This is a genomic window from Bacillus sp. 3a, from assembly GCF_017161885.1.
Lineage (GTDB): Bacteria > Bacillota > Bacilli > Bacillales > Bacillaceae > Bacillus > Bacillus safensis.
In genome coordinates, this window is record NZ_CP067376.1 from 146,349 (window position 1) to 159,943 (window position 13,595).

Below are 13,595 nucleotides of genomic sequence, written 5' to 3' on the forward strand. Positions count from 1 at the left end.
TATCCTCCGCTCCACCTCTTTAATATGCCTGGGCAGAGACGACTGCCTCTTCCCTTTCAAAGCATGTATTGAGCGCAGCCTGAGCGCGATAACCATCTTCAAAATCAGCGACCTTCATATGAGATGGGTATGGATCAGTATTCACCCAATGCATCAACTGATCGCGGAATGTATCGGACCATCCGTAAAATTCATTTGGCGGATCTGTCAGCAAAGTTTGCGGCATTTGATGACGCTCCACACACAATCCATCACTGATCTCATATTCGTTTTTCATGTTCGTATGGTATTTGAATACCTTGTCATGACCAACGACTTCTACACTAAATCCACATTCCTCAGGCTGCGTGCTTTTGGATGTCACCAAATGAAAGAACACTTGATTCTCCATCTGCCCGAAAATTTCGGTATGATCATCCACCTGAACCTTTTTCTCTTCTTTTTCCTTTACATGTGTCAGCATCTTGGTGTTAAGTGATTCTTTCTTCATTTCACTGCCAAATAAGTACCACAGCATATCAATCAAATGAATGCCAAGATCCCCTAGTGCACCGCTCGTACGCAGACTTTCGCCGCTGTCTCTCCATGAAAAAGTCTTTCTTCTAAGGGCACTGTTTTTCTTAAAATGAGTTCTGACGGTTAAAATGCGGCCTAATTCACCGTTGGCAATCAAGTTTTTCAATATATTCACAAAGGATAAATAACGATAGTTAAAGCCCATACTGGCTTGAACTTGGAACTGTTTGGCTGTCTCCACCATTTCCTTCGCTTCCTTCAGCGACACAGCCATCGGTTTTTCACATAAAATCGGCTGTCCTGCTCTTAGCGACTGAAGGGCATGGTCCTTGTGACAAAAATTAGGGGATGCAATGATCAATCCATCAGATGCATCTGCCAGTGTCTCGATACTTGAATACACACGACCGCCGTACTGTTTAATGAATCCCTGTGCGACCGACTCATGCAAATCATAGACACCGGATAATTCTGCACCTTTGATCGTTGATAATGCTCTTGCATGTGCTTTTGCAATATTCCCTGCTCCAACAATTCCAATTTTCTTCATGAATGTGCCTCCTCATGTTTATACATCACTGTTTTCAGTGTTTCATAGATTCCTTTTGCATACCCATGATGACAAATTTGGTGATGGTGCCGTTTGGCTTCGGCTGTCGCATTTTGGACAAGGAAGCCGTGTGTGACGGATTGAAGCATCCGCAAATCGTTCCCGCTATCACCAAAGGCAAAGCCTTGATCTTTCGATAAATCATATTGGTTCAGCATAAAACGGACAATTTCATCCTTCCCTGTTCCGACTGGTAAAAAATCGACATCATAGCAATCCGCAGGATCTCCTGCAAGCGGGTTGCATTTGTTGATGTTGACTGCCACGCCTCGCTCTTTCGCCAGTGTTTGGATAAATGATAGATGATGAAGATCTGTCCGTTCATCCTGCTCCTGATAATAGAAATTCTTCTTATACCCTGAACTGCCCAGCTGCGTTTGCGGTCTAAGGGAAATGCCCTTTTCTCGGATGGTTTCCAGAATGTCTTCGATTTTTTCATCTGAAAAGCCCTGTGCATCCAGCCGCTTCATCCACTCTGCATCTGGCTGTCCAAAATGGGCATCCGACGTATATACAATCTCTGTCCCTAAGTTCGACGCAATGAAATGCGGGAATTGATGAAACCCGCCTTTTTCCATTTTGCTCGTGACAGAATCGAGGCTGCTTCCCGTCACCCAGCCCAGCAAGAGCTGTCCCGCTTCACTCTTTTCTGCTACAAAGGCTTCCAGCCGCTTGACATCCTCTCTCTGCTCCTCTGTCATTCCGTGAGAATAATACGTTTCATCAAAATCACAGAAGACGATCCACTGCGGATTCTTCGGCAGATTCAGCAGTTTTTTATTGAATGGAAGACTTGATAACATGATGAACCCCCTCGATGACCTTCTCCTGATCTTGCAGCGGCATTCCTGGATAAAGCGGCAAGTGAAGTAATTGCTGTGCTGCTTTTTCCGTGTGTGGAAGTGTCGTTTGGCTATATTTTTGAGAAACAAGATTTGTTTGATGCTGATGCGATAGAACCGGGTAATAGACATCCGTCTCTATGCCCATTTCCAGCAATTTCGCTGCCAGTTCATCTCGTTCTCCCTTCAGCACTCTAATCGGGAATAGATGCCATACATGATCATCTGTCAGCGTCGGGAGCTTCATATATCCTTCATCCTCAAGCGTTTGCAGCTGGTCAATGTATCGTTTGGCTAAGTAAAAACGTTTAAAGTTTTGCAATCCTAAATACTTCATTCGTTCAAGTCCAATCGCTGCCTGCAAATTATCAATTTTCGAATTAAAGCCGTAGTCACTGCGTTTGACATTTTTCTTTCCAGCTTCAAAGCCGTGATAACTGATCTCCATGCATTTTTCCGCTAAGGCCTCATCATTTGTAGCGATGGCTCCTGCCTTTCCGCAGACCCCAAGGTTTTTGTATGGATTAAAGCTGAGAACAAGTCCATCTCCATAAGCGCCAAGGCCGCTGCTGCCAATCGCCTGACAACCGTCTTCAATGATTTTCAGCCCATGCTGTTTCGCAATCGCCGAAATCTCCTTCATATCCGCTTGCTTTCCATATAAATGAACCGGTAGAATGCATACCGTTTTATCTGTGATATGCTTCTCTATTTCACTCGGTGAGAGGCAGTAGGTTTCAGGATCAATATCGGCATATACCGGAAGAGCCCCAATGGCAAGCACTGCATTTTCTGTTGCAGCAAAGCTATTGGCCGGCAAAATCACCTCGTCTCCTGGATGGACGCCTGCTGATATGAGACTGATCATCAATGCATCTGTTCCACTTGACGTGGCAATGACATATTTTTTCCCTAAGTACTCAGCAATCGCCTTTTCAAATGTCGGAATATATGGCCCTGAAGTAAAACGGCCAGAGCTCAATACTTCCTTCAGCACCAGCATAATATCATCGATTTCATCTTCTGAAATCAGTTTGTCAACTGGCAGAAACGGTATCTTTTTTTCCTTATTTTGTTTATAATGGAAGAGAATTTTTTCCAAACCTGTGCGCTCTATATCTTGCTCAAGGAACGTCACCAGCTTTTCATTTGCTAGATGCTTTTCAACTGAATCAGCTTTTACTTGAACACCTTGATTGATCATATCCAGCAAAGGAAGATAATCCTTGCTTTTACCTGATATCTTCGTCAATATTTGCATTCCATTCCCTCCAATTAATCAATTCCTTTTGTTAATATTTAACTTGTTTCACATTGTAAATGATGTTATCGATTTCAGAACAATAACTTTGTGTAAAGGATTTGTTAATATGTGTACAATTTATGAAATTGCCAAACGCTGCGGGGTTTCAACCACCACCGTTTCCAGAGTGCTAAACCATCACCCATATGTGTCAGAAGAAAAGCGGCAGCTCATTTTACAGGTGATGAAAGAAATGGAATATACACCGAGTTCAGCAGCCCGCACACTAAGGTCACATCAGACAAAAACCATTGCTGTGTCTGTTCCAGCTGTGGACCATCCTTTTTTTGCACAATTGATTAAAGGCATTTCAAAGGAAGCACTGGATCAAGGATATAAAGCCATCGTGCTTCAGACGTTTTATCAAGAAGCATTAGAACTTGAAGGGCTTCAATTATTAAAAAGAAAAGAAGTAGATGGGGTTATATTGGGTGCGTTAGAAAATACGTGGGAGAAAATTGAGCCATTTTTAACGAACGGCCCCATTGTCATGGCAAATGAATATCACCAAACAGCAAACATCCCAATTATTGGATACGATGAACGGGAAGCCGCCTATAAAGCGGTGGACTATTTGATTCGGTCGGGGCGAAAATCGATTGGGTTTTGCTTTGATACAGAAAGCAGTGAAGCGCAGAAACAAAGGAAACAGGGCTATCTTGATGCACTCTCTGCTCACGGTTTGCCGCTGCAAGATGATTGGCTGTTTGGAGAGGCTTTTACCATTGAAGACGGCTTTCGCTTAATGGAGGTCATCCATCACATGAAGGAAGCGCCTGATGCCATTTTCACCGGCAATGATCAAGTCGCAGCAGGACTCATTAAACAGGCTATTTCATACGGCTATCAAATCCCCGGGGATCTAGCGGTCATCGGCTATGACAACCAAGACATTTGTGAGGTGACAGCTCCAACGATCACCACAATTGACATACCGATCGTAGAGCTTGGCCAGCGGTCTGTACAGCAAATGATCGCACTCCTGCAAGATCAAAAACCATTACAGCGCGAACATATCCAGCTGCCTACCCGGCTCGTGACAAGAGAATCTACATAAAGAAAAAGACTGAGAGAGATCTCAGTCCTTCAGATTGTTGACAAAGGGCTAAAATGATCTTGATTTTAGCCCTTTGTATTCTTTTCAGCGTGATAGAAAACCTTTGCAGTCTAGGAAGGACGAGCACCGGAGCGGAGCGAATTGAAACATTCGTGAGCACTGGAGCGCAGACCTGACAAAGAATGCGAGGGTTTGTCTACACGCTGAGACTGAGAGAGATCTCAGTCTTTTTTATACCTATCTATTAACCTATACAAATTGAGCGAGAATGAATGTCCATATACATACAATACCGAGCAAGATGAAGCTGTACTTCACTGTCTTTTTGAAGAGCTCAGATTCTTTCCCTGTTTCTCCAACAGCTGCTGTAGCGATAGCGATTGATTGTGGAGAAATTAATTTCGCCATCACACCACCGGTCGTATTCGCCCCAATTAACAAACCTGCCTGTGAACCGATTTGAGAAGCAGTGACCGCTTGAAGGTTACCGAATAAGGCGTTGTTACTCACGACAGACCCCGTAATAAACACGCCGATCCAGCCAAGCACCGGGCTGACAAGCGGGAACAAATCGCCCGTTTTGGCAAGAGCAAGTCCAATCGCTGAACTTAGTCCAGCAAAGTTCGCAAGGTTGGCAAAGCCCATAACAAAACAAATAGTAAGAACAGGAACCCAAAGCTCTTTCACCGCTGCTTTTAAGCAGACAGCGCCTTCTGTTAATGTAATATGTCTGCTAAACAGCCCTGTCAGCATGACCGCAATCAGAATGGCGGTCCCCGTTGCACTGATGACATCAATTTTAAAGATCGCATCAATAGGTGTTTCCGTTTGTGCAATTGGTGGTAATTTCACAATTTGCTGATGTAAAAATGGCATTTTCACTAAAATGGTCGTCCAGTTAAGCGGTCCTCCTACAGCAAACAATGCTTTAAATGCCGGCAAACTCCATACCGTAATAACAGCAGTTAAAATATAGAACGGAGACCATGCTTTCAGTATTTCAACGCCGCGATACGTTTGTTTCTGTTCAATATCTGGCGCTCCTTCTTCACGATAAATGTGTTTTGGCTGCCATTTCCGAAGAAATAAAGCCAAAATTCCCATACTTGCTAAGGCAGAAATAATATTGGCAAGCTCAGGACCCATCGTCACCATTGTGACAGCTTGTAAAATGGCATAGGTACCACTCACAACAAGCAAGGCTGGCAGAGTTTCTTTGATTCCTTTCAATCCATCTACAATCAGAATGAGGAGAAACGGAATACAGAATGAAATAAATGGGATCGTATATACAAGGGTTTGAGATAACGCAAGCGGCGTCATATTGCCCATTTGCGCCCCTGTAATCACTGGGATACCCACAGCACCAAATGCACCAGACGCAGCATTGGCAATTAAGCAGAGCATCGCAGCTTTCAGCGGTTTAAACCCAAGCTCTGTTAAGAGAGCGGCACTGATCGCAATCGGTACACCAAACCCAGCAGCGCCCTCTAAAAATGCGTTAAAACTAAAACCGATTAATAAGAGCTGAAGACGTTGATCTTGAGAGATTCCTGCAATACTAGATCGAATGACATCGAACTTACCAGATTTCACGGCAATTTTATAGAGCCATACCGCCATGATGACGATATATCCAATCGGCCACAGCCCATTAGATATACCGAGCAGCACAGCAGATAATGCTTTTTCAACTGGCATATGAAAGAAGAAAACAGCTGTTACAAAACTGACGATTAAGGTAAAACAAGCGGCTAAAACACCTTTTAGCTTAAAAACGGTTAATGCAAGAAGGAAAAACAAGATTGGAAGCATTGCCACCAATGCACTGACGAATTCATTACCAAACGGATCATATATTTGCTGCCACATAGTGATTCATCCTTTTCTGCTCAGATAGGTTGCTTTTGATTGATTAAAAATGAGGAGCCAAAATCTCTTTTAACACATTTACACTGTGTGCAAATTTTTCTTTCTCCGTATCATCCAGAGCAAGCTCCATCACTTCTGTTGCACCATTTCGATTCACAAGGGCTGGTACACCAATGTAGACATCTTCTGCTCCGTACTCTCCATCTAAGTAAGTGCTGACAGTTAAAATGCTGTTTTCATTGTGCAGGATCGCTCTTGTAATGCGGGCTAAACTCATTGCTACGCCGTAATAAGTGGCGCCTTTTTTCTCAATGATTTGGTAAGCGGCATGACGAACATTTTCCATGATTTCATCTAAGTCTTCTTGTTTGTATTGCTCATTTCTCTTCATTAATTCTGTAATTGGTACACTTCCGATATTCGCATGACTCCAAACAGCAAGCTCTGTATCTCCATGCTCGCCAATGATGTAAGCATGCACGTTGTGTGCCGCTGCTTCAAAATACTCACTAAGCATGTATCTAAATCTTGCCGTATCAAGCGTCGTACCACTGCCAATCACTCGTTCTTTTGGAAGTCCACTGAATTTCCAAGTCGCATATGTCAAAATATCGACTGGGTTTGTGGCAACTAAGAAAATGCCATCAAATCCACTTTTCATTACGTTTTCTACAATGCCTTTAAATATATTTAAATTTTTCTCAACAAGATCAAGTCTTGTTTCACCTGGCTTTTGGTTTGCACCAGCACAGATACAGACGATATCTGCATCCTTACAATCCTCATAATCTCCATACCATGTATTCACAGGATGCGGGGCAAATGCTTTTCCGTGGTTTAAATCCATCACGTCACCCATTGCTTTGTCTTGATTCAAATCGATGACAACCAATTCATCTGTGATTGCTTGATTTATTAATGTAAAGGCATAACTGCTGCCGACGAAACCTGCTCCAATAAGGGCTACTTTGTTTACTTTTTCGTTTGTCATTTATCTCATCCTCCTGAGTAAAACTAGGCTGTTTTTATTATGTGAAGTATTTCACATTCATATTGTGCAACATTTCACAAACTTTTGCAAGGGGACTGCTCAAAAAAAATATGTAGCGAATTTGTGAACACATTTATTGTGCTTTCAAAGCGCTGGCTCCATACATATTTCCACAAGAAAAAAGCTGCCAAACGCTCGTCGGCAGCTTCCTACATACATATTTAATAAGGTCCCCAGTTGATCATGACCCCGATACAAATAAATACAAGACCGATGACAAACCAAATGAGGGCAAGCGGCACCATAAAACGTAGCCACTTTACATAAGGTATACCACTTGCAGCAAGCACAGCCATCAATACACCAGAAGTCGGATTGATACAGTTGACTACCCCTTCGCCAAGCATCACTGCTTCTACAGCTACCTGTCTTGTGATGCCCATTAAATCAGCGAGCGGCGCAAGAATCGGGATAAAGACAACAGCCTCTCCTGATCCTGATGAAATCAAAAAGTGAAGAAGCGCACTCGCAATATACATCCCGATCGCACCAGCGATTGGACTAAAGCCTGTCAGCATACTCGCCAAGCCGTTGACCACTGTATCAAGCAGCTTCCCGTTTTCTAAAATGACCGAAATACAGCGTGCCATCCCAACAATAAGTGCGCCGTATACAAGGCTTTGGCACCCAATAATAAACGTTTTCGCAATATCATTGGCCGCTAAACCGCCGAGCAGGCCAGCAGCGATAGCCATAAAAATGAACACACCCGCCATTTCCTTATCGGTCCAGCCAAGCTGAAGTGCGCCATATAAGAAACCTCCAAGTGACAATCCGCACACTGCTAAAATCAGCTTATGTCTGCCAGTAAATGCAGGCTTGTCCACAGATTCCGCATCGGCTCCGCCAAGCCCCTTAGCAGGAAACCATTGATCGCCAAGAATGCTTCCCTTTTCTTTATTCTTCAGACGTCTTGTATATAAATAGATGTACACAATACTAGAAATAAGAAAACAAAGATAAATAATGACACGCAGGCCAATGCCGGAAAAGATCGGCAGCTCTGCAATCGTTTGTGATAAACCTAATGGAGATGGAGATAAAATCGTTGCGTTAAATCCTGCATAACAGCCGATGTATATGACAGCCGCTCCTGCTACAGCATCCCATTTCAAGGATCGTGCTACAATGATGCCGATTGGAATAAATCCAATGACAGAGTTCACGACAATTCCGGTCGTTCCAAGGACTGAAAATAATCCCCCAACAATACAAATAAACAATAATTGCTTCGTTTGAAACCGGCTGATGACATGGTGAATCATCCCGTTAATAGCACCTGTCTTCTCCAGAATGGCAATGGTTCCGCCCGTAAATAGAATCAGAAAAATAATAGAAGAGGACCCTACCATTCCTTCTTGTATCGCTGTAAAAAAGCCAACTGGACTCACTGGTGATTGATCAATACGGTGATAGCTGCCAGGAACGGCTGTTGTGATCTCCCCAGATGTCTTTCGGTCAAACTCACCCGCTGGTACAAAATACGTTGCTATTGTACAAATCAGTGCAATCATAAATAAGAGAACATACGCATCTGGCATTTGAAGTTTTCGTTTTTGTTTCTCTGGTGCTGATACTGTCGCTGTTTTCATGTGTCAAAACCCCTTTGTCCCGATCGGAATTTCACTTAATTTTCAGAATAATCAAATGATGTGTTATATTATAAACACTGTTGATATTTAAGAGCAATATTATTTCATTAAAATAATGTTTTGGCAGATTATCTGTCAGCAAGGAGGCTTCTCATGACAACTTTGACAAACGAAATGAAACAAACCGTGACAGACATCTTTGAACACTTGCATGCCCACCCAGAAATCAGTTGGGAAGAAACAGAAACGACCGCTTATATTGAAGATATATTGAAAAAATTGGGCTGCAAAACTCAAACATTTGACGACTGTACAGGGGTGATTGGTGAAATTGGAGAAGGCGCACCAGTGGTCGCTGTGAGAGCTGATATTGATGCACTTTGGCAGGAAGTAGATGGTGAGTTTCAAGCCAATCATTCATGTGGCCACGATGCACACATGACAATGGCTCTTGGCACCTTCATGGCATTAAAGGAAAAAGAACGACCGAACGGCACGATCCGTTTCATCTTTCAGCCTGCTGAGGAAAGAGGCGGCGGTGCGCTGAAAATGATTGAAAAAGGTGTGCTCGCAGATGTCGATTACTTATATGGCGTACATGTGCGCCCAATTCAAGAAACATTAAACGGACGCTGCGCTCCTGCTATTTTGCACGGATCAAGTAATCATTACGTCGGCACCATTATTGGCGAGGAAGCGCACGGCGCACGCCCACATCTTGGCGTCAACGTAATAGAAGTGGCTTCAACTCTTGTGCAGAGACTCGCGCATATCCATGTCGATCCAAGAGTCGCGCATTCTGTCAAAATGACCAATTTACATGCTGGCGGGGGCAGCTCAAACATCATCCCAGGGAAAGCTTCTTTTACATTAGATGTACGGGCGCAAACAAACGAAGTAATGGATGAGCTAGAAAAAGAAATTGAAAGAGCAGTTCATTCTGTAGCGGATGCCTTTGGCGCTTCCATTACACTTTCAACAGACCATCGTCTGCCTGCCGCCACCTTAAATGAGGAAGCTGTCCAGATTATGTCTCATGCAATTGAACAGGTTTTAGGTAAAGAGCAGCTTGATCCCCCGATTGTCACAACAGGTGGAGAGGACTTTCACTTTTATGCAGCAAAGCTTCCGCATATCAAATCCACGATGCTCGGTTTAGGCTGTGATTTAAAGCCTGGTCTTCATCATCCGTATATGACCTTTGACCGCTCTGCAATCTTTACCGGCATTGAGATTTTGACCGAAGCTGTCTATCAAACACTCCAGCAGCATTCATCATAAATGAAAAAGCCACCCGCCTTCTCATCAAGCGGGTGGTCTGCTTTATATTATGCATTCAGATCTGCCATGGCTGGAACGTTGATTTCTTTTACGCAAGATACCCTTGATAAATGAATCACACATCTCGCAAGCTCCACAATATCCTGGACAGGGATTCTCGTTTCATCATATAGAGTGATGGCCTTTTCGGCTCCATCCTCATACGGAACCTCCGCCGCCAGCTCTCCTGGATTGATACAGGTGACGGATATTTTATCTTTCCTCACATGCTCTCTTAGTGCATTCACAATTCCGCGCAGGCCAAATTTAGATGCAACAAACGAGACTTGAGGCAGGTTTGTATGGTCGAGTCCGGCCGTTGAGCCAATCACGATGATTTTCCCATTCTCTGATTTCCTTACGTGCGGAAGCAGTGCCTGGATGTATGTAATGGTTGAGGTGACATTCACATTGATTAAATGTGCAATATCCTCTGGCTGATCGTGATCAAAGGAATAATCGCCTTCAAAGCCTCGTTTTTCCCATAAACCGACGTTATAGATGAGTACATCAATCGTCTTGTTCTCAAGTGCTTCAAGCATATAAGGGATATGCGTTCGGCTTGATAAGTCGATTTTCAGCCAAATTCTATGAACACCGTCATCTATGTTCAAACTGCTTGGTTCACTTCGCGATACAATCCAAACTGTATCTCCACTTGAAGGGAGACCCTTTACAAAAGCATCTCCTAATCCTTGACTTGCACCGAATATGATATAGTTTTTACTCATAGCTCCTCCTTTTAGGAAACACAAACTGTAAGCGTTTTACACCTATATCATACAGATTCAAAGAGACCGGCGCCCCTTTTATGCTCGTCTTCACTTATTCATTGGCTCGGCTACTGGATTTCCTTTAATTCGACTGGTAATGCACGTGCCTCTATAAAACATTTGATCATTTCTGTAAAAAGTTCTTTCTTCTCAAAAGTAAATGTATGTCCAATACCGGGAACGATGAAGCCTGTTGCCTTCGGATGTGAATTCGTTATTTTTTTTGCTGACCGTTTCATGATGCCTTTTTCCTTTTCTCCCACTGTGACAAGAATGCGTGCCTTCGCTTGTTGAAACGTGTCAGGGAGCTTGTAATGGAGGTTTTCTTGAAACATCGTAAGAAGGGTTTTCTTTTGCAGATGTTTCGATTCCGCCGCATAATGATGCAGTACATGTTGCGAGAGCCCCATCTTTTCGGCTTGGAGCTGGATAAACCAATCTTTCTTTAATAATGGATACGTCAGGGGCAAGAGGGGTCTCACCATGAAATGGAGCCATGGCAAAGGCATCACAAGGGCGCTATTGATGACGGCTATGTCTACGATATCCGGCTCTCTTGATAACACATCAACGGCAATCTGCGCACCTAAAGAAAATCCAATCAGAATCACTTGACGGCCATTCGCATTTTCCTTGATCCATGAGATGACTTCACGGGTGCTTTCATTCATTGAAAATATCTGTTCTTTTGCTCTTGTCCCATGTCCAATGAGATCAGGGGCAAAGCATTCATACGTGTCCTTCAATATTTCAACCTGCTCCTGCCACATCCAGCTGCTTACTCCTCCACCATGCAGAAAAACCATAATTGACTTATCCATTGCCCGACAACTCCATCCTTCTATATAAGAAAAAAGCAGCCGCTTTTTGAGCAGACTGCTTTTTCAACATGCTCCCTTCTATTATAAGGGAACCACTATATCATTGACTATTTTTTCAAATCTTCAATGGAGTTTACGTTCTTCATATATGTCGGAACAACTAGCCCCATTCGAAGACCTTTCATACTTGTACCAAGGTCATCATATTTTCCTTTAAACTTCGCTGCATACGTTTTATGCGTATTTGGCAGCCAAGCGGATAATGATGCATCCGCACTTCCGGTTGCAATTGCTGTCCACATTGGACCTGCTTCAACCTGAGTCAAAGTCACCGTAAACCCGAGTTCACGCAATACTTCTGCCGCAACATTGGTACTTGCAATCTCACTATCCCATGCAACGTAGGCCAGATTGACTTTTCCACCATTCGACTTTTTCACGCCTTTTGTCCATTTCGCTACTTGGTCTTTATGTTTTTTCACATATTTTAAGGCGGCATCCTTTGGTTTCACACCATCTTGGATATCAATCATGACTTCGCCCATGTCATCTTGAGACCATTTAAACTGACTAAGCATTTTGGCTGCTTCCGGCTGATCCTTCGCAAAGCCTTTACGTGAAATCGTATGAATTTCTTCCGCTTCACCATAAGATTTTTTTGGATCATCTAAATATTTTAAATCATAGCGGGAAAACATCCAGTGTGGATTCCAGCCAGTGATGATGATTGGCTTTTTACGGTCGTAAGATTTTTTGAGCGTTGCCGTCATGGCTGCACTTGATGCAGACACAACCGTCCAATCCTCTAAGCCGTAATCCTTTTTCGCTTGATCTGTCAGTGCCATAATCCCTGAACCAGGATCGATTCCGATAATGGTTTTATTCACCTGCTGTGCGGCACTCGCATTTGAATCTGTCTGCGCACCGCAAGCGGATAGTAAAAAGACAAGCAGGGCGGTCATCCCAATGTAGAGAGACTTTTTCCACATTAAGCATTCCCCCTGGTTTTTTTCGTTTTAATGTTTTGGGTAATACGGTCAAGTGTAATCGCCACAATCACAATGGCAATACCTGCTTCAAAACCAATACCTGTTTTCAGCTGCGTTACCGCACTATATACTTCTGAACCAAGTCCTGGTGCACCTACCATTGCCGCAATGACGACCATTGATAGAGCCAGCATGATACTTTGGTTAATACCAGCTAAGATGGTTTTTGTTGCAAGTGGAAGCTGAACTTTGAATAAACGCTGGAATGTCGTTGAACCAAATGCTTCAGTAGCTTCAATTAAATCAGCTGGTACTTGTTTAATACCGAGAATGGTCATACGAATCGTTGGCGGCATGGAGAAAATAACCGATGCCACAACCCCAGGAACAACCCCAATATTAAAGAAGAAGATCGCTGGTAATAGATAAACGAATGCAGGCATTGTCTGCATTAAATCTAAAATAGGTGTCACTATTTTACGCACAGTTTCCTTCTGTGATGCCCAAATACCGATCGGAACCCCGATCACAATGGAAATGACCACAGCGGTCAAAACGAGTGCAAGTGTTTGAAGCATTGGATGCCAGTAGCCTAAATAGTCGATCAGTAAAAATCCAATAAGTGTGAAAAGAGCAACTCCTCTTGTACTGATCCACCAAGCAATGCCGGCAAAAATAAGAGTTAAAATAATGGATGGAATGACGCCAAGTGCAGCCACAATCCCATTTACTGTTCCTGCTAATCCATTTGTGATGCCATCAAAGAAACCACCAAACGTTAATGTTAACCAGTCAACAAATTGATCGATATATTCCGCAAACGGAATTCTAGGTAAATCACTCATACTA

The 13,595-nt window shown here is 43.2% G+C and carries 12 protein-coding genes; 2 read left to right on the forward strand and 10 right to left on the reverse strand.

The window, feature by feature from the left end:
- Window positions 1–19: 19 nt before the first annotated feature.
- Genes JJ692_RS00500 through JJ692_RS00510 form a run of 3 tightly spaced genes read right to left on the reverse strand, consistent with a single transcriptional unit; the run spans window position 20 to window position 3,229 of the window.
- The gene (locus JJ692_RS00500; RefSeq protein ID WP_024424339.1) at window positions 20–1,066 is read right to left on the reverse strand and encodes a Gfo/Idh/MocA family protein; all 1,047 of its coding nucleotides are present in this window, start codon (window positions 1,064–1,066) and stop codon (window positions 20–22) included.
- On the reverse strand, window positions 1,063–1,929 hold the full coding sequence (locus JJ692_RS00505) for an HAD-IIB family hydrolase (RefSeq protein ID WP_073203693.1): 867 nt from the start codon (window positions 1,927–1,929) through the stop codon (window positions 1,063–1,065). The genes JJ692_RS00500 and JJ692_RS00505 overlap by 4 nt, the downstream gene beginning before the upstream one ends.
- Window positions 1,904–3,229 carry a DegT/DnrJ/EryC1/StrS family aminotransferase gene (locus JJ692_RS00510; RefSeq protein ID WP_206534117.1) on the reverse strand — a complete coding sequence of 442 codons (1,326 nt, stop codon included), beginning with the start codon at window positions 3,227–3,229 and terminating at the stop codon, window positions 1,904–1,906. Before JJ692_RS00510 ends, JJ692_RS00505 begins: the two co-directional genes overlap by 26 nt.
- Window positions 3,230–3,338: 109 nt before the next feature.
- Between JJ692_RS00510 and JJ692_RS00515 the strand changes: the two genes are divergently transcribed.
- Complete coding sequence (locus JJ692_RS00515; protein WP_024424341.1) at window positions 3,339–4,328, forward strand: LacI family DNA-binding transcriptional regulator; 990 nt, start codon at window positions 3,339–3,341, stop codon at window positions 4,326–4,328.
- 249 nt (window positions 4,329–4,577) lie between these two features.
- Here JJ692_RS00515 and JJ692_RS00520 read toward each other — a convergent pair whose 3' ends face one another.
- From JJ692_RS00520 to JJ692_RS00530, 3 genes are all read right to left on the reverse strand, one after another.
- Window positions 4,578–6,200: an L-lactate permease gene (locus tag JJ692_RS00520; RefSeq protein ID WP_024427240.1), complete on the reverse strand. Its 1,623-nt coding sequence runs from the start codon at window positions 6,198–6,200 to the stop codon at window positions 4,578–4,580.
- Window positions 6,201–6,243: 43 nt separating this feature from the next.
- The gene (locus JJ692_RS00525) at window positions 6,244–7,191 is read right to left on the reverse strand and encodes an L-lactate dehydrogenase (protein WP_122631524.1); all 948 of its coding nucleotides are present in this window, start codon (window positions 7,189–7,191) and stop codon (window positions 6,244–6,246) included.
- Between the two features lie 221 nt (window positions 7,192–7,412).
- On the reverse strand, window positions 7,413–8,843 hold the full coding sequence (locus JJ692_RS00530; RefSeq protein WP_024424344.1) for a YfcC family protein: 1,431 nt from the start codon (window positions 8,841–8,843) through the stop codon (window positions 7,413–7,415).
- A 153-nt stretch (window positions 8,844–8,996) separates the two neighbouring features.
- On the opposite strand from JJ692_RS00530, the gene JJ692_RS00535 reads away from it, so the two are divergent.
- A complete protein-coding gene (locus tag JJ692_RS00535; RefSeq protein WP_034623963.1) occupies window positions 8,997–10,124 on the forward strand; it encodes a M20 peptidase aminoacylase family protein in 1,128 nt (375 codons plus the stop codon).
- A 47-nt stretch (window positions 10,125–10,171) separates the two neighbouring features.
- On the opposite strand, the gene JJ692_RS00540 is transcribed toward JJ692_RS00535, so the two are convergent.
- The 4 genes from JJ692_RS00540 to opuAB all read right to left on the reverse strand — a co-directional run bounded on the left by JJ692_RS00540 (window position 10,172) and on the right by opuAB (window position 13,591).
- A complete protein-coding gene (locus JJ692_RS00540) occupies window positions 10,172–10,894 on the reverse strand; it encodes an SDR family NAD(P)-dependent oxidoreductase (protein ID WP_172881257.1) in 723 nt (240 codons plus the stop codon).
- Window positions 10,895–11,004: 110 nt separating this feature from the next.
- Window positions 11,005–11,757, reverse strand: coding sequence for an alpha/beta fold hydrolase (locus JJ692_RS00545; RefSeq protein WP_241258006.1), 753 nt, complete (start codon window positions 11,755–11,757; stop codon window positions 11,005–11,007).
- Window positions 11,758–11,864: 107 nt separating this feature from the next.
- A complete protein-coding gene (locus tag JJ692_RS00550) occupies window positions 11,865–12,746 on the reverse strand; it encodes a glycine betaine ABC transporter substrate-binding protein (RefSeq protein WP_206534118.1) in 882 nt (293 codons plus the stop codon).
- The gene (gene opuAB, locus JJ692_RS00555; RefSeq protein WP_039182966.1) at window positions 12,746–13,591 is read right to left on the reverse strand and encodes a glycine/proline betaine ABC transporter permease subunit OpuAB; all 846 of its coding nucleotides are present in this window, start codon (window positions 13,589–13,591) and stop codon (window positions 12,746–12,748) included. Before opuAB ends, JJ692_RS00550 begins: the two co-directional genes overlap by 1 nt.
- Between the last annotated feature and the right edge of the window lie 4 nt (window positions 13,592–13,595).

Excerpts from the sequence above, each read along its gene's own strand:
- JJ692_RS00500 (WP_024424339.1), bottom strand. The coding sequence starts at position 1,066 with ATGAAGAAAATTGGAATTGTTGGAGCAGGGAATATTGCAAAAGCACAT.
- JJ692_RS00505 (WP_073203693.1), bottom strand. The coding sequence starts at position 1,929 with ATGTTATCAAGTCTTCCATTCAATAAAAAACTGCTGAATCTGCCGAAG.
- JJ692_RS00510 (WP_206534117.1), bottom strand. The coding sequence starts at position 3,229 with ATGCAAATATTGACGAAGATATCAGGTAAAAGCAAGGATTATCTTCCT.
- JJ692_RS00515 (WP_024424341.1), top strand. The coding sequence starts at position 3,339 with ATGTGTACAATTTATGAAATTGCCAAACGCTGCGGGGTTTCAACCACC.
- JJ692_RS00520 (WP_024427240.1), bottom strand. The coding sequence starts at position 6,200 with ATGTGGCAGCAAATATATGATCCGTTTGGTAATGAATTCGTCAGTGCA.
- JJ692_RS00525 (WP_122631524.1), bottom strand. The coding sequence starts at position 7,191 with ATGACAAACGAAAAAGTAAACAAAGTAGCCCTTATTGGAGCAGGTTTC.
- JJ692_RS00530 (WP_024424344.1), bottom strand. The coding sequence starts at position 8,843 with ATGAAAACAGCGACAGTATCAGCACCAGAGAAACAAAAACGAAAACTT.
- JJ692_RS00535 (WP_034623963.1), top strand. The coding sequence starts at position 8,997 with ATGACAACTTTGACAAACGAAATGAAACAAACCGTGACAGACATCTTT.
- JJ692_RS00540 (WP_172881257.1), bottom strand. The coding sequence starts at position 10,894 with ATGAGTAAAAACTATATCATATTCGGTGCAAGTCAAGGATTAGGAGAT.
- JJ692_RS00545 (WP_241258006.1), bottom strand. The coding sequence starts at position 11,757 with ATGGATAAGTCAATTATGGTTTTTCTGCATGGTGGAGGAGTAAGCAGC.
- JJ692_RS00550 (WP_206534118.1), bottom strand. The coding sequence starts at position 12,746 with ATGTGGAAAAAGTCTCTCTACATTGGGATGACCGCCCTGCTTGTCTTT.
- opuAB (WP_039182966.1), bottom strand. The coding sequence starts at position 13,591 with ATGAGTGATTTACCTAGAATTCCGTTTGCGGAATATATCGATCAATTT.